This window comes from Mastigocoleus testarum BC008 (assembly GCF_001456025.1).
Classification (GTDB): Bacteria; Cyanobacteriota; Cyanobacteriia; order Cyanobacteriales; family Nostocaceae; genus Mastigocoleus; species Mastigocoleus testarum.
Genome location: NZ_LMTZ01000123.1, coordinates 34,640 through 56,696 on the forward strand (window position 1 = coordinate 34,640; position 22,057 = coordinate 56,696).

Genomic DNA, 22,057 nt, shown 5'->3' on the forward strand with positions numbered 1-22,057 from the left:
TGACAAAGGTTACCTAAAAAAGATATTCTTTTGCGCGCCTCACACACCCTACAAAATGGAATATTTATTTATTCTAAGTACTTTAAACTAAGGTATTTCATTATAAATCTGTAGATATTCCGATTCTGTTGACTTATATTTATATTCTTCCCTTATAAGCCAAAAGATTAACAACAAATTATAGAGACGTCCCACAAATACTACAGTTTTGCTACTGAGTGGAACGTCTCTAAAAATCAATTTACTTTCAGAACTTATTTTTCAATAAAGTGTATTTCGCTCGAATTTTCGAGTTCACACCTTACAATCTTTACATCAACTAATCAATCTGACAGGATTTGAATTCACAGAAATTTTAGCTGCTACTTTTTTTTTCCGAAAACTCAGACCTTTATCTTCTTTATTTATTACAATCGTGTCACCAGCAATAAAGGTATTTTCTAAAATTTTTGTCGCGATCGGGTTTTCCACTTCTCTTTGAATTGCTCTTTTTATTGGACGAGCACCGTAAACCGGATCGTAACCGACATTAACTAAGTAATCGCAGGCTGCTTTGGAAATTTCTAAGGAAATCTTTTGATCTGCGAGCAGACTTTCTACCCGCTTGAGTTGAATGCGAATAATTTTCGCCATTTCGTTGCGACCCAAAGGATGAAAGATAATTAGATCGTCAATCCGGTTGAGAAATTCCGGACGGAAGTGCGATCGCAAAGAATCTGTAACTCGATTTCGCATTTGTTCGTATTGGGATTCATCACCGGAAACATCCAGAATGTGTTCGCTACCAATATTACTGGTCATGACGATGACAGTATTGCGAAAATCTACAACTCTTCCTTGGGAATCAGTAATTCTACCGTCATCTAATACTTGTAAAAGAATATTAAATACGTCAGGGTGAGCTTTTTCTACTTCATCGAGTAAGACTACTGAGTAAGGACGGCGACGAATAGCTTCGGAAAGTTGACCCCCTTCTTCGTAACCAACATATCCGGGAGGTGCACCAACTAAACGGGAAACCGCATGCTTTTCCATATACTCAGACATATCCAAACGCACCAAGGCGTCATCAGCATCAAACAAAAATGCAGCTAAAGCCCTTGCTAACTCAGTTTTACCCACACCTGTTGGTCCCATAAATAAAAATGAGCCGATGGGGCGAGATGGGTCTTTCATTCCCGCACGGGCGCGGCGAATTGCAGCAGAAACAGTCTCAACGGCTTCACTTTGACCGACAACTCTTAGCTGTAAGTGCTGTTCCAACTGTAATAATTTCTGTCTTTCCGATTCCAAAAGACGATTTACAGGAATCCCCGTCCATTTTGCAACGATTTCAGCAATATCAGCTTCGGTGACCTGTTCCCGTAATAAACTAGAATCTTGGGATTGAATTTTGAGTAACTGCGCTTCTTTATCTTCTAATTCCCGTTGTACTACTTCTAATTTTCCATACTTTAATTGGGCTGCAGTGTTAAGATCGTAGTCGCGTTCTGCTTGTTCAATTTGGACTCTGAGATTCTCTTCTTCTTTTTTAAGGGTACTAATTGCTTCTAAAAGTTTCTTTTCACCTTGCCATTGCTCGTTAAATTCTTGCTGTTTTTCAGTTAACGATCCGATTTCTCTCTCGATTCGTTCTAACCTTTCTTTAGTTTGTGGCGTTGCTATTTCTTCTCCTGCTAAGGAAAGTTTTTCCATTTCTAGCTGCATTAATCGCCGCTCAATGTTTTCCAACTCAGTTGGTTTGGAAGTAATTTCCATTTTTAATTGTGCTGCGGCTTCGTCTACTAAGTCGATCGCTTTATCCGGTAAAAACCGATCAGCAATATACCTTGCTGATAATGTTGCAGCTGCGACTAAAGCTGAATCAGAAATTTTGACGTTATGGTGTACTTCATAACGTTCTTTCAAACCCCTCAAAATCGAAATAGTATTTTCTACATTGGGTTGTTTTACCAGTATTTGCTGAAAACGTCTTTCTAAAGCTGCATCTTTTTCAATGTACTTGCGGTATTCATCTAATGTTGTTGCTCCAATACAACGCAACTCACCCCGCGCCAACATGGGTTTAAGTAAATTACCCGCATCCATTGACCCTTGTTTGCCAGAGCCAGCACCAACAACAGTATGTAATTCGTCAATAAATAAAACTATTTGACCGTTTGATTCTGTAACTTCCCTTAGTACTGATTTTAGGCGGTCTTCAAATTCACCCCGATATTTGGCACCAGCAATTAAACTACCAATATCCAAAGTAATTAATTGACGGTTTTTTAAAGATTCGGGAACATCACCTTTAACGATCCGCTGCGCCAAAGCTTCAGCGATCGCAGTTTTGCCTACCCCTGGTTCGCCAATTAAAACTGGATTATTCTTACTACGACGGGATAATACCTGAATTACTCGGCGAATTTCTTCATCACGCCCAATTACCGGGTCAAGCTTTCCTAATTTTGCTTGTTCTGTCAAGTCCAAACCAAATTTTTGCAGGGCTTCATAGCGAGACTCTGGATTTTGATCTGTAACTTTTTGACTACCGCGAATTGCTTTGATTGCAGCCTCCAGACTAGATACATCCGCATTCATGCTTTTGAACATCCGCCGCCCAATACGTTCATCTTCGGCAAACCCCATTAAGACATGTTCTATGGAGATGTAAGCGTCCTGCATTCTCTCCCTAGCCGCATCTGCATTATCTAGCATCCTATCTAAGCTGCGACTAAGATAGAGCTGATCGGATTTGCCTACTTTAGGTTGACGCCGTGTAAAATCTTCCAATTGCTGTTGCATTCTGGAAACATCAACACCCGAACGATTGAGAATTCGTGAAGCTAGGCTGTTGTCTTGTTCCAAAAGGGCAATTATTAAATGTTCGACATCGAGCTGCTGTTGTTGATAAGCACGAACAATATCTTGGGATTTAACTATCCCTTCCCAAGCTTTATCAGTAAATTTATCTGGATCTGTGGGCTGCATATGAATGAATTTAGGATATCATTTAGGCGGATTTTGGGAGCACTTTCATGAGAACGAGGAAAAACTTACCCCTTTAAACTCAGGTAAAGTGGTATGAAATTCGATTGCGACAGTGGGACTTACCTTAACTTATTATCCAAACATTATGAGTGCGTATCCACTTGTATATACGGTTGCAATCTGAAATCTAGATTCTGAGATTGAGATTTGAGTGAGGATTTAGATTTTAGGATTTAGATCCAATCTAACAATTTGAGCGAACTTTATTTAAGAAAAGTAAGTTAGGAGTAAGAAATCAGGATTGACCATACTCTAACGAGCGTTAACGCATCGGCGCTCAAGCATCGTATGAGTTAAAAGTTAGAAGTTAGGAGCAAATAATAAAAAGTAAGAATTCAGAACTAAGAAAAATTTGAATTAAGAAAGAAATTATAAAGTTTTTTTTGGTTTTTTTGAAATATAAAGAGCACAAAAATATCTTTAAAGTAATTTAAAAGGAAATAACCGTTCTCAAAGTACTTTGCCAAATTATACTATTTGAGCTATCGTTATCCGCGTTATCAACAAAAGTGAAGGTGGGGGTAACACTGATATTATCGCTCAGTTGCAAATTATAAAATGCTTCTAAATTAATTTGATTGGCATCACCTAAGCCATTGGTAGCAAAAGGTTGACCTATGGCAATCCCGGCAATTGTACCGGGAATCACAATATTTCGAAAGCCCACACCTATTGCCCAACTTACAGGATTTAAATCTAAATCTGTGTTAGTAACAGTACTAAATCCCTGATATTTACCGAATCCCAAGCGAGCAAAAATACCAGTATTGTAATTAAGGGAATATTCAGCATTTACGCCAAAAGCTTCAATATCAATATTATTAATTGAGGCATTAGTATATTGTAACCGAATAGTTAGTTGCTTACTGGGAACATATTCTAGTTCCACACTTGATTGACGGGGGTCACCAAACAGACCTCCATCCGAATCAGAATCAGGTTCGCTACTGTTCCCAGCAATATAAAGCGATCGCAAGGTAAATTTTCCTCCTCCAGGATTCCAGCTAATAGCTGCTCCCGCACCCCCGTTACGATCTATTTGGTTTTGGACTATTAGAGGATTATTCAAAAAAAAGCTGGAACTAAAATCTACTGCTTCATTGTTAGCGTAACTGTTACGATCAATAAAGTCTCGTGGTGACATTTTTGCCCCCAGAGTTACAGCTAAATCAGATGTGGGACGCAAGGTGTAGTACAAACGTCGCAATCTAAAATTGCTTTCGACATCTGCGTAGTCAAGCCCACCACCATTCGCAATGAAGCCACTAGTCCCTAAAAGATTGCCATTTTCTTCTTGCTTTAAACCAATAGCGTCTTGGCTATCACTACCTGCTTCAAATTGAGTAATGAGTAAATCATTTGGTCTAAAACTAGTTCTCAAATTTACACGGGAACGACTAAGCAAAATACCATTAGCTCCCGAGCCACCAGTTAAACCAAAAATCTGTTCGCCACTTAGTTTAGTAGTGGTGGAGAATTGATTTCCTTCCAACCTATCTATGCTATCGCTAATTTTTTCTATACGAGATAATCCATCCAAGGCTGCCCGATATTCTAACCTTAGGCGACGCAAAATTATCATATCTTGACGGACATAATCCTGACCTGTAAGGTCAGCCACCACACTTTCCATCTTGTCAACGGTTGCTGACAAAATTTCCGCAAATTCATAGCGTGTGAGGGGACGTTTACCGCGAAAGGTTCCATCGGGATAGCCAGAAATTACCTGGTATCGCTCAACCAAAGATTTAAGTGCTTGATAAGCCCAATCTGTAGGGTAAACATCTGATAATCCCGATACTGAGGGTTGATTAGTTTTTGGAATGCGCTCATTACCAGGAGTAATTTGAGACTTGATTTCGGTTTTTACCCCTAAATTATTTACTTCATTTGAATTATTTGCTTTATCGGATGGGAACGATAATCCTGCTGAGTTATGGGGAGGTGGGTAAGCGCGATCGATAGGGGAAGAAAATTGTTTTTCTAGTTTTTCAGGAGCATCGGTTGCTGTTGTAGTAATTGCTGATGTAGTCGATGAGAACTCTGTTTGTAACAGACTTAAATCTTTTTCTGGTGGGGATATTTCTGAGTGAGGAATATCTTTACCGGTCAATAATTCTCCTGCTGTTGCAGTATCAGCGATCTGTTCTGGTGGAAGTGTGTTTTGTACTACGATACTTGCTCGTGATACTGAACAGTTTGAAATAACACCACCAGTTAATACACTTCCTAGCACTATCAAACGTCTAATCGTCTTGTTATGACTATTAATAGAGCTTTGTACTGATTCCTTATCAATATTTTCCGAATTTACTAGCAAAAGAAAGACTTCCCCTGGCGATTGCTTACCCCTCAAATTCATCACCCACACTTTTTAATCAAAACTACTGCTTTTAGTCCCTACTTTGTGGTAACAACTGTTTCGCTTCGATTACTAGTTTGGATGAGTTCAACTTTGTACCCATTTGGGTCCTGAACAAAAGCAATCACAGTAGAACCATGTTTCATAGGTCCCGGTTCGCGTACTACTTTTCCACCAAGTTTTTTAATGGTTTCGCATGTAGTATAAATATCATCAACTCCAATCGCAATATGACCGTAAGCATCTCCTATATCGTAACTATCAACACCCCAGTTATAAGTAAGCTCTAATACCGTATTGTTTTTCTCCTCACCATAACCAACAAAGGCTAGAGTAAATTTACCTCCCGGATAATCTTTCTGTCGGATTAATTTCATTCCCAGGATGTCACAGTAAAATTTCAATGATTCCTCTAGATCGGCAACCCGCAGCATCGTGTGCAGTAAACGCATCTTCAATCCCTTATCTTGACTTAATGAAATATTTTCATCTTTGAATATTTTACAAATTGGGGGTGAGAGAAGAAATAAATTTGAGTTTATCTCCCGACTAAATATTTGAGGGTCGGAGTCGAATATAGGTTTTTTCTCTCTGAAGACGTAGCAATGCTATGTCTCTTAAGCTGGTCAAAAGCAATTAAGTAAACCAGCAGAAGAGTAGTTTACTACATCCATCCCCAATTGATTAAAAACATTTCCACCCACCGAAGGCTTACGACAATTCAAGTCCTCCCCTGTAACCAGTTACTAGTCGGCTGCCATTCTTAAAAATATGAACCTCTATTTGATCGCTAGCCCAATTTATTTGGTCTTTTAAAGCAGGATTAAAGATGCGAACCTGTTGATTCCGAGAGGAAACGGGAGAATTGGGGGAGTTAATAGCTAAAGATTCAATGTAGGGCCCATCAATTAGAATATCCAATTGCTGCAATAATAATTTGGCACCTGTTGGTGCATTTTGAGATTGTAATTGTTCTAGGGTAAATCCTGTAAAAGACATTACATTTAAGCCTTTTGCTTTAATTTTGGCAGCTAATTCAGCTAGTGCGGGAGCTTGCAAAAAAGGTTCGCCACCGGAAAAAGTAACTCCTTGATTGCGCGGTTTACTGAGAATTTTATTGACCAAATCATCAATTGATATTAATTGATTGGTATCAAATGACCAAGATTCAGGATTAAAACAACCGGGACACTCTCGCCAGCATCCCTGCACCCAAATTACTGCTCGACATCCAGGACCATTAACTTCTGACTCATCCACATAACCCATAATGTTGAGATGTCCAGGGGGAATTTCCGATTCTTTGACCTTGGGATCGAAGTTTGAATTAAAATTCTGTTGATTCATGATTTTGCTCTGTTGTGGGGATTGGGGATTGGGGATTAGGAATTGGGGATTGGGGATTAGGGATTGGCGTTAGCGGAAGCGTGGCGTTAGCCATAAGCACTGCGTGCCGCCTTGCGGCATATGGCGATTGGGGATTAGGGATTGGGGATTAGGAATTAGGGATTGGGGATTGGCGTTAGCGGAAGCATGGCGTTAGCCATAAGCACTGCGTGCCGCCTTGCGGCATATGGCGATTGGGGATTAGGGATTGGGGATTTGAGATTGATAATTTGGAATTGGGCATAGAAGAGATGAAGTATTTGTTTTCTTCCCAGTCGCCAGTCGCCAGTCGCCAGTCACTAGTCGCCAATCTCCACGACCCAAAATCTTCCTTAATATCCTGCTTAGATTTAGCAAGAAGCACCTATGCTAACGGTTGAGTCATTTCATCGAGGCTTTTTTCTCGATTGGCTATTTCATGCACTTATACAAAGGAAAAATTACGGATGATTAATACCGCCATTGAAACTATTGTTGCCCGGGAAATTTTGGATTCGCGGGGTAGACCAACAGTAGAAGCGGAAGTTTATCTGGTTGATGGTGCCGTAGGGTTGGCACAAGTTCCCAGTGGTGCTTCTACCGGAACTTTTGAAGCCCATGAGTTAAGAGATGGAGATAAAAACCGCTATGGTGGTAAAGGTGTACTTAAAGCAGTGCAGAATATCCAAGAAACACTAGCTCCAAAGTTGTTACAAATGGATGCCCTCAACCAGGAATTATTGGATCGAACAATGATTTCTCTTGATGGTTCTCCAAATAAATCTAATTTAGGTGCTAATGCGATCTTAGCGGTTTCCTTAGCTGCTGCCAAAGCTAGTGCTTTATCATTGGGAGTGCCACTATATCGTTATTTGGGCGGACCGCTAGCAAATTTATTACCGGTACCATTGATGAATGTAATTAATGGTGGTGCCCACGCTGCAAATAATGTTGATTTTCAAGAATTTATGATTGTCCCGGTAGGTGCAGGTTCCTTCCGGGAAGCTTTACGTTGGGGTGCTGAAGTATTTGCGACCTTAAGTAAAGTTTTGGACGAGAAGAATTTGCTTACAGGTGTGGGAGATGAAGGTGGTTTTGCACCCAACCTGGAGTCCAATCAAGTTGCTTTGGAATTATTAATTGCTGCGATCGAGAAAGCTGGATATAAGCCAGGAGAACAGGTTGCTTTAGCCTTGGATGTTGCTGCGAGTGAATTTTATAAAGACGGGCAGTATGTTTATGATGGTAAACCTCATTCTCCTGAGGAATTTGTCGGTTATTTGGGTCAGTTATCTCAACAATATCCAATTGTTTCCATTGAAGATGGTTTACACGAAGAAGATTGGCAAAGTTGGAAGTTATTAACCCAAAAAATTGGTTCTAAAGTGCAATTGGTGGGAGATGACTTATTTGTGACCAATGCAACTCGCCTCCAAAAAGGAATTGAGGAAGAATCTGCCAATGCAATTTTGATTAAACTCAACCAAATCGGTTCTTTGACAGAAACCTTGGAAACAATTAACTTAGCGACTCGCAACAGTTTCCGTTCAGTTATCAGTCACCGTTCTGGTGAAACAGAAGATACAACAATTGCCGATCTAGCTGTAGCTACTCGTGCTGGTCAAATCAAAACTGGTTCTCTTTGTCGTAGCGAACGAGTAGCAAAATATAACCGCTTATTACGAATTGAAGACGAACTTGGCGATCGCGCTGTTTATGCTGGTACCGTAGGGCTCGGACCGAGGTAAGGGGGACTGGGGATTGGCGACCAGGGATTAGGGATTGGGAAAAGAGACAAAGGTAAAATATTTATCTTCTTCTCAGTCGCCAGTCGCCAGTCGCCAGTCGCCCATCGCCAATTCCCTTCAAGGATAAAAACCCAACTTAGGTAAACCTTGAGTTTCTTCCCAACCCATCATGATGTTAAAACACTGAATTGCTTGTCCGGCTTTGCCTTTTATGAGGTTATCAATCACTGACATCACGATCGCGCGCCCAGTACGGGAATCAACTTCAATGCCTATATAACAAAGGTTACTACCTCCAGCCCATTTTGTTTGGGGGTAAATTCCGGGTTCGCAAATATTTACCCAAGGGCAGTTACGATAAAAAGCTCTGTAAATGGTGATCAAGTCATCTCTTACTAAACCTGGATCCCTTAGTCTGGCATATACCGTCGCTAAAACTCCTCTGACCATGGGAATTAGGTGAGGAGTAAACTGCACAGTAATTTCATGACGTGCTAATTCACTACAAACCTGCTCTATCTCTGGTGTATGCCGATGGTGGGCAATTCCGTAGGCTGTGAGGGAATTATCTGCTTCTGCTAATAGTAATTCTGTACTTGGATTTCTTCCTCCACTGGAAGTACCTGATTTCGCATCAATAATCGCAGTCTCTGGTACGATTAAACCCTGTTTAAGAAGGGGAGAAAGGGCTAATAAACTGGCAGTAGGATCGCAACCCGGACAACCAATTAATTGAGCTTCAGAAATGCGATCGCGATAAAGTTCTGGCAACCCATAAACTGCATTTTCTGCAACGGAAGTATCATGTCTTTCCTTCCCATACCATCGGGTGTATACTGTCAGATCGCTAAATCGGTAGTCGGCGCTCAAGTCAATTACTTTACAACCCTTGTCTAATAATTGAGGTACCATCTGGCAAGCTAAACCATTTGGTAGAGAAAGAAATACAGCTTCACACTTCCTGGCAATTTTATCCAATTCTGGAGGCTCAATGGATAAATCTACAACATGAGATAAATGCGGATAAATATCCCCAAAACTTTTACCGTTAACATTTCCAGAACTCTTGTCCCCACCCAAGTAAACTATTTCTACCTGTGGGTGGTCAATTAGTAATCGAATCAACTGTACTCCGCCATAGCCTGACGCGCCAATAACTCCTACAGGTACGCGCCGAAAATTACCCATGATATGAAATCCTTAATCAGTAGTTGGTTAACTTGTTGACTTGCTGCTTTTTTCTCAACCGTTCGCCAACCTTTTGTCTGGTAGATGCTGATTAGGAAAACGGCTGATAAATATAGCAGAATTCAGGAGTCAGAAGACAGGAGTCAGGAGTAGGGTGTATTTTACGACTGAATTCCAGCTTTTGCTCTGTACCTTTGTGACTCCCAATCTGCGATAAATTTCCTTAATAAATATCCCTGAGGTTTTTGCCGGGGTTGTAGTTTTCAGTTTCTTGAAGGAGGAGGTCGGAAAACATCTGGGTCGCCCGACTGTGTTTGCTTATTATGCTCAGCCACGAAAAGTATTTTCAAAACCTAATCCCAAGAATTAATTGTCAATTGTGATTTTAATGAACTTTGCCCCATGGTATTAGAAATGAAGTTTTGCCGCTTCATCTCAAAGTCATGTTATCGAATCATTGCTATTTTGCTTCCATAGTCAACCAAAGAAGCTACAATAAACGAATAAGTTTTTGTTAAAAAAGTTTACATTCGTCGGTCGCTGGAAATAGTAAGTGTCGCAGTCTAAGACTACCTTTAATCAAAATTTTGAGTTTGACTCTATAGAATCCGCTTTATCTGACCTGAAAGCTGGTCGCATTATTGTGGTTGTCGATGACGAAAATCGTGAAAATGAAGGCGACTTAATTTGCGCTGCTCAATTTGCGACGCCAGACACCATAAATTTTATGGCGGTGGAAGCACGGGGGTTAATTTGTTTGTCAATGACAGGCGATCGTCTAGACCAACTAGATTTGCCATTGATGGTAACTAATATTACCGATCCCAATCAAACTGCTTTTACTGTTAGTATTGATGCCTCTCCTGAATTAGGTGTAACCACCGGGATTTCTGCAGAAGACCGTGCCCGGACAATTCAAATTGCCCTCAATCCTGCTACCAAACCAGAAGATTTACGCCGTCCCGGACATATTTTTCCTCTGCGTGCAAAGAAAGGTGGGGTACTTAAACGGGCAGGACATACAGAAGCGGCTGTAGATTTATCTCGATTAGCAGGGTTATATCCTGCAGGGGTAATTTGTGAGATTCAGAACCCTGACGGTTCGATGGCGCGATTACCAGAGTTAATTGAATATGCTTCTAGACATCAGCTAAAAATAATTAGCATTGCCGATTTAATTAGTTATCGTCTGCAACATGATCGCTTAATTATTCGAGAAACCGTTGCTGAATTACCAACCCAGTTTGGTTTATTCAAAATCTACGCCTATCGTCACACCCTAGATAACTCAGAGCATGTCGCGATTGTTAAAGGTGACCCAGAACAGTTTGAAAAACAACCTGTAATGGTAAGAATGCATTCGGAATGTTTAACTGGGGATGCTATTGGTTCTTTGCGCTGTGACTGTCGGATGCAACTCCAAGCAGCATTAAAAATGATTGAGGATGCAGGGCAAGGCGTTGTGGTATACCTACGTCAAGAAGGTAGGGGTATCGGTTTAATTAATAAGCTCAAGGCTTACTCTTTGCAGGATCTTGGTCTCGATACAGTGGAAGCAAACAAACGTTTGGGATTTCCTGCTGACTTGCGCGATTATGGTATGGGGGCACAAATCCTTATGGACTTGGGTGTCCATAAAATGCGTTTGATTACTAATAATCCCCGTAAGATTGCCGGTGTTAAGGGCTATGGTCTAGAAGTTGTTGACAGAGTACCGTTGCTGATTGAATCAAACGACTACAATTCAATTTATTTAGCAACTAAGGCGAAAAAACTAGGTCACATGCTGCTGCAAACTTACTTGGTTACAGTAGCACTCCATTGGCAAGATAACCCAGAAGCAATTACGGAACGCTACGAGCGTTTGGAAAAATTACGACATTTAGCAAAAATTAACCACTTATTATTGCAAGAAGAAGCACGTCCGGTAGCAAATGCTTTGTTTGATAAACCCTCATTAATCGTCCATTTGGGTTTCGATCAAGCTAATATTGCTAGTCCTGATTGGTATCAACAACAAGGTCACCCTTATATTCAAGCAATTGGTGCAATTCTCGATCAATTGGTTAATTTACCTTACATTCAAAAATTAGAATTTCTGATTTCCTCAGGAGTAGATCCCCTAAGTTATTTGCAGGTGGGCTTAGATCGATATCATTTCCCTGAGGGTACTTTACCTTCTTCGATTTGCTGCGAACGCTTAGAAACTCAGAAAATTTATAGTTTTGGCGAGTAGTTGAGCTTAGTAAGTTTTCTTGCTGTGGTACTGAGTCACACCTGCGGTGTTCATCCGTTAGTATGCTTTCAAACGTGCTCATCATAGTATCTATTTTTATGAAATAGATATCAGAAAGAAATAGAGATGTAGCTGTGCTATGTCTCTATAAATGAAACAAAAACAACTCAAACAAGAATAAATTCAACAAAAATAAACTCAACAAAAATAAATAAAATTAGGCAGGATCGTAAATTTCTATCTGGCGTTTTACAGCTTCCTGTTCTTGTTTCTGAGAACTTGCTAGCACAGGTTGGCGATACTGATGTAATAAATCGAAAAACTTATTAAAATCAAAACTCCTGGGATCAATTCTTTGACCGGAACGATCTACTGCATAGTGTGTAGTAATACGTTCGTCAGGAATATCACTTTGAGCTAGTAACCAAGCGAGAGATTTGTATTGCAGATCGGTATAGCCGCTATGGGTTTTATAAGAATATTTACCATGAGCTTCGACTGGTGTTTCTAAAGAAACATGGTAAGCAAAGTTATTTACTGACGGCGGTAGATTTGGATTTGTTTTAACCGTTTCTATACCATTACTTCCCTCAAAAACTGAGTTTCCCGCACCGTAAGCACGTTTTTCTGGAGGGACTAAATATACTACGGTTCCATCTAACGTAATTAAAGCGTGGTAGCTAACTTGTTGACTATCATTAGTATGGTGAGTTTTGAAAGTATTAATCGCACTGGATGCAGAATTACTAGTTTCATGAATTACCACGATTGGTTGATGTCGGAGAGGTAATCCATTCACATCAACTGGGTAGCGATCGCCATAGTTACTTGGATCTGCCAAAGCAATTGTATATTTCGGCTTGTATTCCTGAAAATATTGTGTGGTTTGATATTTGATTGTAGGTAACTGCTGGACTTGACTTCTATTTTGGTTGTAATATTTATTTTTCTCGTAGGATTTATTTTGCTCGTAAGATTTATTTTCCTGCTGAGATAATTTTTGTTTATTTGATATTTTATTTTCAGTTATCTTATTGTCAGTACGAGAATTATCAATAGGTTTGTTTTGTTTTAATTTATTCTCTGAAGATTTTACTTTTAAATTAGGATTATTTGCTGAATTCGACGATATGTTATCTTTTGGTGCTTCTTTCTTTCGAATTGGATGAGAAAAAAGCTGTGTTTGTGAAGGATTCCAAGCTGTTTCTATTGTATTTTGTGGCTGAACTTCTGCTATTTTTTCTTCTGTCTTACTTTTATTCCCCACCAGAACAGCTAGAAGCAAAGAAGTTATTAATAAACTGATAATTAATAATCTTTTTAACCAAATATTAAAATTCATCTTTATTAAGATTAATATGGCTATTTTTCTAATATTATTGCTTTTGTTTCTATGAAGATAGGTTAATCTTATACCTCAGAAAAATCTCTAGGTAGCATAAATTTATTATTCGTTTTTTAACTCGTTTTGATTATGATTTTATTTTAATCTCACCTAAGTAAATGTAAAAAGAAATACTCAAAAAAACTGTAAATTATTTATATAAAAATAAAATTATTTTGTAATATAGACTGTCAACTATGTATATTAACACACAAAATTAGATGCAAAATATTTATCAAGAAACCTTAAATAAATAAAACTTGCTGTTCGCGTAGCGTTAGCTAAAAAAGTTTTTTCCAAAACATGAGGAATTAGGAGCTAGGAGAAGAATAGACCGCCCATGCGCGGCGTAAAGTCACCTAACGAATCTAAACATTAATATATGGCACTAATATATAGCACTACGTAATAATCTTAGGACATTGGTAAATCTGGCAAAGCTTTGATGTGCAAGCTTTTTACTTCTTACTTGCGCTTAGCGCTATAGTGGGGTGTATGCACAGAAGAATAGTGTAGAGAATTTGTGCACTACATAGATTTTGACTGACCATTAATCCTTGGAACGACACACCTTCTGATGTGAGCAAAGCCTATAGATAGCTGCCCCGGAGGTTAATATAACATTATTTGATTTTCAGAGACTTTTTAGTAACAGTGTAACCAGTTGTAACCCAGAGTAAAGCTCTTGCACCGTCACGAATTGATGTCGCAACAGGTTCGGACTGTTTTCGGGAAGGAACTGGTACCGCTTTAAAATTAATTCCTCTGCTACCCAATATAATCTCGCCGATGACTTTAGCCCGGCCCATATGGTATTTAGAGGTAATTAAATAGATACTTCTTATCCCGCGCCTTTCTAGATCGTCAACCAATGTTGTGAAGTTACTAACCGTATCCACTGCTTCATGATCCAGATAGAGACGTTTTACATCAACTCCAGCTTTAACAAATACTTGCTTTGTAGCTCCGTTGGGACTTCCGCCAGAAATTAAAATTGGTAAATTGGGATATTTACGAGCAAAGCCAGCGGTAAATTTTTCGCGTTCTAGTTTTCTAGTCGAACCACCTAATACTAAAATCGCTTGGGGTTGAATCAAATTATTACGAATCTCTTTGTATCCCCATAGTGATAGCAACATGAGGAAAAGTAAGGGAAGTTGGAAAGAAAGAACGTTAGGAAGTTTTTTATTCAAGGTTCTATAACTTCAGCCTATCCAAGGTTTTTAGATCGCGAGCAAAGCTCGGCAAATAGTCTTAAGTATATAAAATATGAGCCTAATTGACTAAGGTGTTTAACCCCTGACAATAATTGATTTATATAAAGTAGAAACTAAGAAAATAGACACTGACTGGAAATATTAAATATCCAGTAGCGTTAATAACTTCATTCTTGAACAGCAAAATTACGGTAAATTCAGCCTTAAATGACAAGCTCAAGTTTACCTAATATCAACTGCCAAGAGTATTTCACAAGTTCAAACGATTTTCAATAACCGCACCCTACAAGATTGAATTTAAATCAAATTGAGCGCCAAACAATTATCGAAATAAATACACGAATGAGGTACCCAATTGTATCGACAATTGGAATCATAATGAAGTTTGGAAAACTACTTTATTTGATTTTTCTTCACTACGGGACTGGCCAGATTCGAACCGGCGACCTACCGCTTAGGAGGCGGTTGCTCTATCCAGCTGAGCTACAGCCCCAATTACTATCACACTTAACTACTATCACGCTTAATATAATAGCACTTAAGATGAAGATGACCATGGGTCATTCCAAGAGCCGCCGCCTATTTCTAATCCACACAAGGAACTGCGTGCCGTCAGGATAGTTTTTATTTTTTTACTATTTATTTCTCGCAATTCTAATCCTAATTTCCCTTGCATGGTATCGCGACAGCAAAATATCAAGCCATCTTGTGTCGGTGCGCGTAGTGGAGTTCCGGGCAAATCAGTCGTTCCAATTAACTTTATCTCGTAGTTGTCGTTTTTGGCACTCATTTCCCATTTACCCCAAGGTTGAATATCCCAAGTTACATGGGAATTCCAAGGAACAAATTCATAGAATTTCCCTTGGTAATGTAAGCCAATCATGGCGACAGATTCCATCCACCACAAAACGCCACGTTTTCCACCACCTGCTGTTAATGCTAAGTCGGATTCGTTGTCAAAACTATTACAGTTCAGCCAAAACCATTTTTGAGGAAAAGCACCACCCCAATTTTTTTCGCCGTAGGCTGGAGCGTCAGTAAATTCATAGAGTTTACCATTCCAGTCTATTACACCACTGGCTAAGCCATGGGCCATCAAAATTTGCCAACCCGGTTCAAATATTTGTAAAAATGATAGCCATCCAGCAGTTGATTGTTGAATATTCCCTTGGTTACCCCAGCCATACACTGGTTTGATTTCGTACTCCCAGTAGCAGTAATTATTCGTGCTGCGATCGCGAATTAAACCCTGATTTAAGGTTGCTGTTGCTTGATATCCTTCTTTGATATGATTTTTAAATTCTTCGGGGGAAAGATAACAGGGTTTTGAAGAATTATTTTTTGAGGTAATATTTCTTGACCCCATAGTTCTGAAACCTGTATTGCTCGGGTAAAAATCTGTTTTTCCCCAGTGACCCAAAGCTAGTACATCAGGACTTCCCCAAAATTGATTCACATTAGGAAATGTTCGTACTAAATATTCATCATTGGGTCCAAGAATTTGTGCTCCACCACCACTGTGCTCTTGATCGCCAATGGGATCTTCTATGGAGTACATGAAAGCAAAAGTTTGCTTCTCTGTAGGTAAAGTAACGCGGTAATACCAACCTTCAAAGAATCGGCGAGCAGTACCGTCCCAATGATAACCACTATGAGGTGTTTGAGTTGACAATAAGGAAGCTGTGAAAGGAACTATCATAGAAAAAGATTAACAAGATTGATTATTATTATTTCCCCTATATGAAAAAGCACCTGGATATAAAAAGTGCTTACTATATCTTGGGATTGGAACCAGGTGCATCTTTCGCCCAGGTTAAGCAAGCTTACCGTCAGTTAGTAAAGATTTGGCATCCTGACTGTTTTTCTGACCTCGATAAAAAACAACAAGCAGAGCAAAAAATTAAAACTATTAATGAGGCTTACGAGTTACTCAAATCTTATCAAGCAGACTCATCCAATCGGCCCAAATTTTCTTCTCAGCAGCAAACAAATAAATCTCAAACAGATAAATCTAAACCTCAAACAGATACAACTCAATCGGGTAAAGAAGAAAAAAGTGAACCTCAAACAGAGAAAAAAACAACTAAAGTATATGTTTATCGTTCTAACGCCCAAACCTTTTATCAGTCAGGAGTAGATAAGGCTAATAGGGGCAGATACGAAGAGGCGATCGCAGATTTTACTAGAGCAATTCACCTCAACGCTCATTATGTTGAAGCATATAAATATCGTGCTTTTGTTTGTCATAAGTTGGGATACAAACATAGAGCTAATGCCGATTTAAATCAAGCTGCTAGGATCGAAGAAAATTTTCAATTTAATCGAACTAAAAGCTCTAGTTCAGATTTAAACTCGACCTGGAGGGAAGCAGTACGTTATCGAAAGAAATCATTTCTAGAAAGATTATGGGATAACTTCAAAGCATTTTGGAAAAAATTTTTTTTGGGAAAATTTTAAGTCTGGGAAATTGAGTAATTAATTTTAATTAATCAGTTCGACAGCGTCTCTGGGTGTCAGTGCTACACTCGATTCGCTGCTGACGTTTTCGAATAATAGTTTCTAAATTCGGTCTTCCAGTTAGAGCAAGTCGCCATTCAGCCCAAATACCATAAATGAGATTTGCGATTGCACCAATTATAGGTAATTTGGTAATTGCATAAACCCAACCCATTCCCAAAGCTTCATAAACGCGGCGAAAGACTTCCACATTTTTAATTACTGTACCGTCGGGTAATACTCCATGAATCCGTCCCATCGCAGCTTCAAAATCAACTCCACCATTTTCCTCTGGGTTGTAATCATCATCTGCAATATCTACAAATGCTACTAAATTTCTCCCAGCATCGCGTTTTTGTAAAAAGTTAACTTCACGGACGCACAGGGGACATTGACCATCGTAAAGTAGCTTAATTTCCCATGAAGGTGAAGACTGATTCAAGTTTTGGTCTGAGTCATAGATGACAGTATTTGGTGAAGACATATTTTTTCAGTCTGCTTAAACAGCACGCTTTTAAAAGTGAGGAAATATTCCTCACAATTAAATTGTCTCAAATTATTAAGGAAAATAAATAAAAATATCTAAATATATAGTTAAGTTACAAGTTTTTTGGGGTGAATTCTAGTTGTTTGTCCCATTAATTTTGAAATATTGAGATTGAGACTACATATTTCGAACTTCTCTTGGATAGATTTCGTGAAATATAAACAGAAGTTACCCAATTTACAAGTATTTAAACTGTTTTACAGCCTATTAATTTGAAAACTCACAATACAAGCAACCTACCAAAGGCTTGTAACTCATAGCTTATAGATTGCTCCCAAACATATCTATAATTATCCATGACAAATATCTATACATAAATTGTTACAAATTTTAGTATGATGAAATCATAAGCAAAATGAGTATTTATTCTTATTCACATGACAGCGGAACAATTTCCTTGGCTTACCGCGATTATCTTGTTACCACTCCTTGCAGCTCTCCTCATTCCCTTGCTGCCTGATAAGAATGGTAAATATGTACGTTGGTATGCCTTAGGCGTAGGTATAGCAGATTTTGTCTTAATGTGTGTTGCCTTTTGGCAAAATTACGATTCCAGTAGTGCGACTTTCCAACTAACAGAAAATTATGCTTGGGTTCCACAATTAGGAATAGACTGGGCAGTTTCGGTTGATGGTCTATCTGTTCCCTTGGTGCTTTTGGCAGGTTTTGTCACAACACTTTCCATGTTTTCAGCTTGGCAGGTTGACCGTAGACCCCGTTTATTTTACTTCTTAATGTTGGTGCTATATGCGGCACAGATTGGGGTCTTTGTAGCTCAAGACTTGTTGCTATTTTTCATCATGTGGGAAGTAGAACTAGTTCCTGTTTACTTACTGGTATGTATTTGGGGCGGTGCTAGACGTCGTTATGCAGCAACAAAGTTTATTCTCTACACTGCAGCAGCTTCCATATTTATTTTAGTCGCAGCGATCGCAATGGCATTTTATGGTGGCGGTGATGTGACCTTCGATATGGCTGCTCTGAAGATGAAGGATTTTCCACTGGCTTTAGAATTACTGCTGTATGCAGGTTTATTAATTGCTTTTGGCGTCAAACTAGCTATCTTCCCATTGCATACATGGTTACCGGATGCTCATGGCGAAGCTTCTACTCCAGTGTCAATGATTTTGGCGGGCGTACTCCTCAAAATGGGTGGATATGGATTAATTCGCCTTAACTTAGAGCTTCTTTCCGACGCACATATTTACTTTGCACCTGTTTTAGCAATTCTTGGTGTAGTTAACATTATCTACGGCGCGTTGAATTCTTTTGCTCAGACAAATATGAAGCGTCGTTTAGCATATTCCTCTGTTTCCCATATGGGTTTTGTTCTACTGGGTATTGCATCCTTCACTGACTTGGGAATCAATGGAGCAATGTTGCAGATGGTTTCCCATGGTTTGATTGCTGGAGTGCTATTCTTCTTAGCTGGTGTGACCTACGACCGCACCCATACAATGGCAATGAAAGAAATGGGCGGTCTAGCGTTAGCAATGCCAAGAGTATTCGCTTTATTTACTATAGGTGCAATGGGGTCTTTAGCCCTCCCTGGAATGAGTGGCTTTGTCGGTGAACTTTCTGTCTTTATCGGCTTGACAAGTAGTGATATCTATAGTTCAACATTCTGTACTGTAACTGTTTTTCTCGCAGCAGTAGGAATTATCCTGACACCGATTTATCTTCTCTCAATGCTCAGAGAAGTATTTTATGGTACAGGGAAAATGACCTGTGACATTACCAATGCCTTGCTCGAAAACAAGGAAGATGAAGGAGCAGTATGTTTCGGTACGGATTGTCTTTTACCTACTCAGTCTGTTTATCGCGATGCTAGTACCCGTGAAGTGTTTATTGCGACCTGCTTCTTGGCATTGATTATTGGTATTGGATTTTATCCTAAGTTTGTCATGCAGATGTATGACGTCAAAACAGTCGCTATAAATACTCAAGTTCGCGAATCTTATACCTTAGTTGCTGAAAGAAATCCTAATGTTTACGCAAAAGGATTTTTGACAGAGGAACTTGCTAAAGCTGAAATGTCTTCTGTTTTGGGGACTTTAGATTAACCCGTTTGCAATCCTAGTTTATTACTTGTACCTGCGTTATTCGCTGAATTTTAATTTACAACAGTGAAACCAGAAAAAAATAAACTTCAAAATATAAGCTTCAAAACAGAAACTTCAAAATAGAAACTTAGAAAAAATGTTCCAGACGCAGGTTAAAGACAAAGAGAGAAGAGAGTAGGAACACTAAGTTAACTTCGATGTTGAAAACTAAGCGGTTGCTTTTCGGGAGTGAAAGGCGATCGCTTTGCGCATGCACTTTGTGCTTATCGCTATTTTAATTCAATACGGTTCAGATAAGACTAAATCGGTTGGTAGAGACGTTGCATGCAACGTCTCTACATGCCCAAAATAATCATGGTTCAACCTTAACTGAACCGTATTGTATTTTAATTGATGTTTATTTAAATCTAGATTTTTCTCTAATTGCTAAACTGAATGCATCTCCCTTGGTTGTGAAATTCCTATTATGGCTCGTTGGTTCAATACTGCTGGTCCTTGTAAAGCTGATATCCACTACATGTTACCGCCAACGCTTCGGTTACCCAATTTAAAGCGTTTGATTGACCAACAAAGTTATTTTGTGATTTATGCACCCCGCCAAACTGGTAAAACTACTGCGATGTTGGCGCTAGCAAAACAACTAACAGAAAGCGGCAAATATTTTGCTATTATGGTTTCTGCAGAAGTTGGGGCACCTTTTAGTAATGACCCAGGTGAAGCTGAACTTGCTATTCTCAGTGCTTGGCGATTACGTACTCAGTTATATTTACCCGCAGATTTACACCTTCCTAATAATGTAGAACAAGGGAGTTCAGGACAGCGAATTCAAGCTACTTTACGAAACTGGTCACAAGCATCACCAAGACCTTTAGTGTTATTTATTGATGAAATCGACTCCTTACAAGATGAAGCCTTAATTTCAGTTTTGCGACAACTACGTGACGGTTACCCTATTCGTCCTGAAAATTTTCCACTTTCAATTGGGTTAGTTGGTTTACGAGATGTCAGAGATTACAAGGTCGCAAGTGGGGGTAGTAACAGATTAAATACTGCGAGTCCATTTAATATAAAAGTCCGCTCCCTAACCCTGAGGAATTTTACTGCTACAGAAGTTGGAGAGCTATACCAACAACACACTGATGATACCGGACAAGTTTTTACAGAGTCGGCAATCGAAACAGCCTTTGATTTGACTCAGGGACAGCCTTGGTTAGTAAATGCTTTGGCTAAAGAAGTAGTTGAAGAGATGGTAACAGATACGAATGTCGCCATTACATTGGAGCATATTCATAAAGCCAAGGAAATTTTAATTAAAAGACAAGATACTCATCTTGATTCCCTTGCAGAGAAATTACGAGAACCAAGGGTAAAAACAATTATTGAACCGATATTATCAGGACAAACATTGGGGGTAACCTCATCAGATGACCGACAATATTTGCTGGATTTGGGTTTGTTAAGAAGAGATCCTGCGGGAGGATTGATAATTGCAAATCCGATTTACAGAGAAGTTATTCCTCGCGTGTTAGTACAAGGAACTCAAGATACTTTACCTCACATCAGTCCTAGTTGGTTAACTCCATCTGGAGAATTGGATACAGATGCTTTACTAAAGGCGTTTATAGCATTTTGGCGACAGCATGGCGAACCGTTGCTTGGTAGTGCTGCTTAGCATGAGATTGCCCCACATTTAGTATTAATGGCATTTTTGCATCGCGTTGTGAATGGGGATGGAACCTTAGAACGGGAATATGCAATTGGGTGTGATCGCATGGATTTATGCTTGAAATATGGGAAGGTTACTTTAGGAATCGAACTAAAAACTTGGCGAGATAAAAAAGGAGATCCGTTGGAGTCGGGTCTGGAACAGTTAGATTCTTATTTGGCGCGGTTAGGAGTAAATTTTGGTTGGTTGGTGATTTTTGATTTGCGTGGGAAGGCTTTACCCATAGAGGAGCGTTTGAGTACTGAAGTTGCAATTAGTGAAAATGGGTGTTCTATTACCGTTGTTAGGGCGTGAAGTATAAATTAAACAGGACTTACGCAACGTTAGCATCGCGTGTCCGCAGGACATAGATTTGTCATTGCGACCGAAACGCAGTGTAGGGAAGCAATCTCATAGATTTTGGCGATTACGTCGCTGTCGCTCGTAATGACGTAGTTACGTTCATTTTGCGTAAGTCCTGTTAAATTTTAGATATCTTCACGAAAGTCAAGCGGTAATCTGGATGTTGTCATCAAAAATATTGGCTGAAGTGCGTAACACTTAGGGGAAATAAATCGTAAAACTTTCGTGTTTCCAAAAAAAGAACTACTAAGTCCATTATTGGGGCAGAAATACAGCAAAATAATTAAACTTGATAGCAAGCTTATAGAGTATTCAGAAGGCTGTTTGAAATAGAAATCTACTTTCTCTAC

Annotated in this window: 14 protein-coding genes, 1 tRNA gene and 1 pseudogene; 6 read left to right on the forward strand and 10 right to left on the reverse strand. The window is 39.3% G+C overall.

The window, feature by feature from the left end:
- Positions 1-315: 315 nt before the first annotated feature.
- The 4 genes from clpB to BC008_RS31900 all read right to left on the reverse strand — a co-directional run bounded on the left by clpB (position 316) and on the right by BC008_RS31900 (position 6,742).
- Positions 316-2,973 (reverse strand): ATP-dependent chaperone ClpB, encoded by a 2,658-nt coding sequence (gene clpB / locus BC008_RS31885; protein ID WP_027846119.1) that lies wholly within the window; start codon positions 2,971-2,973, stop codon positions 316-318.
- A 490-nt stretch (positions 2,974-3,463) separates the two neighbouring features.
- The gene (locus tag BC008_RS31890; protein WP_063800839.1) at positions 3,464-5,395 is read right to left on the reverse strand and encodes an iron uptake porin; all 1,932 of its coding nucleotides are present in this window, start codon (positions 5,393-5,395) and stop codon (positions 3,464-3,466) included.
- 38 nt (positions 5,396-5,433) lie between these two features.
- A complete protein-coding gene (gene gloA / locus BC008_RS31895) occupies positions 5,434-5,847 on the reverse strand; it encodes a lactoylglutathione lyase (protein WP_027846117.1) in 414 nt (137 codons plus the stop codon).
- A gap of 259 nt (positions 5,848-6,106) precedes the next feature.
- Positions 6,107-6,742, reverse strand: coding sequence for a 4Fe-4S single cluster domain-containing protein (locus tag BC008_RS31900; RefSeq protein ID WP_027846116.1), 636 nt, complete (start codon positions 6,740-6,742; stop codon positions 6,107-6,109).
- A 209-nt stretch (positions 6,743-6,951) separates the two neighbouring features.
- Here BC008_RS31900 and BC008_RS48760 point away from each other — a divergent pair, with 209 nt between their 5' ends.
- A complete protein-coding gene (locus BC008_RS48760) occupies positions 6,952-7,161 on the forward strand; it encodes a hypothetical protein (protein ID WP_153009699.1) in 210 nt (69 codons plus the stop codon).
- A 66-nt stretch (positions 7,162-7,227) separates the two neighbouring features.
- Positions 7,228-8,508, forward strand: a complete 1,281-nt coding sequence (gene eno / locus BC008_RS31905) for a phosphopyruvate hydratase (protein WP_027844637.1) — start codon at positions 7,228-7,230, stop codon at positions 8,506-8,508.
- 117 nt (positions 8,509-8,625) lie between these two features.
- Here the strand turns inward: eno and argC are convergent, their stop codons facing one another.
- On the reverse strand, positions 8,626-9,696 hold the full coding sequence (argC, locus tag BC008_RS31910) for an N-acetyl-gamma-glutamyl-phosphate reductase (RefSeq protein ID WP_027844636.1): 1,071 nt from the start codon (positions 9,694-9,696) through the stop codon (positions 8,626-8,628).
- Positions 9,697-10,249: 553 nt separating this feature from the next.
- Here argC and ribBA point away from each other — a divergent pair.
- Positions 10,250-11,932: a bifunctional 3,4-dihydroxy-2-butanone-4-phosphate synthase/GTP cyclohydrolase II gene (ribBA, locus tag BC008_RS31915; protein ID WP_027844635.1), complete on the forward strand. Its 1,683-nt coding sequence runs from the start codon at positions 10,250-10,252 to the stop codon at positions 11,930-11,932.
- 217 nt (positions 11,933-12,149) lie between these two features.
- Here ribBA and BC008_RS47780 read toward each other — a convergent pair whose 3' ends face one another.
- The 4 genes from BC008_RS47780 to BC008_RS31935 form a co-directional block, all read right to left on the reverse strand.
- Positions 12,150-13,274: an N-acetylmuramoyl-L-alanine amidase gene (locus BC008_RS47780; RefSeq protein WP_082650682.1), complete on the reverse strand. Its 1,125-nt coding sequence runs from the start codon at positions 13,272-13,274 to the stop codon at positions 12,150-12,152.
- 665 nt (positions 13,275-13,939) lie between these two features.
- The gene (locus tag BC008_RS31925) at positions 13,940-14,455 is read right to left on the reverse strand and encodes a YdcF family protein (protein WP_058184205.1); all 516 of its coding nucleotides are present in this window, start codon (positions 14,453-14,455) and stop codon (positions 13,940-13,942) included.
- Between the two features lie 497 nt (positions 14,456-14,952).
- Positions 14,953-15,026, reverse strand: a tRNA-Arg gene (locus tag BC008_RS31930).
- Between the two features lie 45 nt (positions 15,027-15,071).
- Complete coding sequence (locus BC008_RS31935) at positions 15,072-16,232, reverse strand: tocopherol cyclase family protein (RefSeq protein WP_027844634.1); 1,161 nt, start codon at positions 16,230-16,232, stop codon at positions 15,072-15,074.
- A 41-nt stretch (positions 16,233-16,273) separates the two neighbouring features.
- Between BC008_RS31935 and BC008_RS31940 the strand changes: the two genes are divergently transcribed.
- Positions 16,274-16,990 (forward strand): J domain-containing protein, encoded by a 717-nt coding sequence (locus tag BC008_RS31940; RefSeq protein ID WP_058184206.1) that lies wholly within the window; start codon positions 16,274-16,276, stop codon positions 16,988-16,990.
- A 28-nt stretch (positions 16,991-17,018) separates the two neighbouring features.
- On the opposite strand, the gene BC008_RS31945 is transcribed toward BC008_RS31940, so the two are convergent.
- Entirely contained in the window at positions 17,019-17,513 is a 495-nt protein-coding gene (locus BC008_RS31945; protein WP_027844633.1) for a thiol-disulfide oxidoreductase DCC family protein, read from the reverse strand.
- Positions 17,514-17,953: 440 nt separating this feature from the next.
- Here BC008_RS31945 and BC008_RS31950 point away from each other — a divergent pair, with 440 nt between their 5' ends.
- Both BC008_RS31950 and BC008_RS31955 read left to right on the forward strand, forming a co-directional pair.
- A complete protein-coding gene (locus tag BC008_RS31950; protein WP_027844632.1) occupies positions 17,954-19,639 on the forward strand; it encodes an NAD(P)H-quinone oxidoreductase subunit 4 in 1,686 nt (561 codons plus the stop codon).
- Positions 19,640-20,105: 466 nt separating this feature from the next.
- A pseudogene (locus BC008_RS31955) lies at positions 20,106-21,659 on the forward strand (AAA family ATPase).
- Positions 21,660-22,057 lie beyond the last annotated feature (398 nt).

Coding starts and splice junctions, on each gene's coding strand:
- clpB (WP_027846119.1), bottom strand. CDS start 2,973: ATGCAGCCCACAGATCCAGATAAATTTACTGATAAAGCTTGGGAAGGG.
- BC008_RS31890 (WP_063800839.1), bottom strand. CDS start 5,395: ATGAATTTGAGGGGTAAGCAATCGCCAGGGGAAGTCTTTCTTTTGCTA.
- gloA (WP_027846117.1), bottom strand. CDS start 5,847: ATGCGTTTACTGCACACGATGCTGCGGGTTGCCGATCTAGAGGAATCA.
- BC008_RS31900 (WP_027846116.1), bottom strand. CDS start 6,742: ATGAATCAACAGAATTTTAATTCAAACTTCGATCCCAAGGTCAAAGAA.
- eno (WP_027844637.1), top strand. CDS start 7,228: ATGATTAATACCGCCATTGAAACTATTGTTGCCCGGGAAATTTTGGAT.
- argC (WP_027844636.1), bottom strand. CDS start 9,696: ATGGGTAATTTTCGGCGCGTACCTGTAGGAGTTATTGGCGCGTCAGGC.
- BC008_RS47780 (WP_082650682.1), bottom strand. CDS start 13,274: ATGAATTTTAATATTTGGTTAAAAAGATTATTAATTATCAGTTTATTA.
- BC008_RS31925 (WP_058184205.1), bottom strand. CDS start 14,455: ATGTTGCTATCACTATGGGGATACAAAGAGATTCGTAATAATTTGATT.
- BC008_RS31935 (WP_027844634.1), bottom strand. CDS start 16,232: ATGATAGTTCCTTTCACAGCTTCCTTATTGTCAACTCAAACACCTCAT.
- BC008_RS31940 (WP_058184206.1), top strand. CDS start 16,274: ATGAAAAAGCACCTGGATATAAAAAGTGCTTACTATATCTTGGGATTG.
- BC008_RS31945 (WP_027844633.1), bottom strand. CDS start 17,513: ATGTCTTCACCAAATACTGTCATCTATGACTCAGACCAAAACTTGAAT.
- BC008_RS31950 (WP_027844632.1), top strand. CDS start 17,954: ATGACAGCGGAACAATTTCCTTGGCTTACCGCGATTATCTTGTTACCA.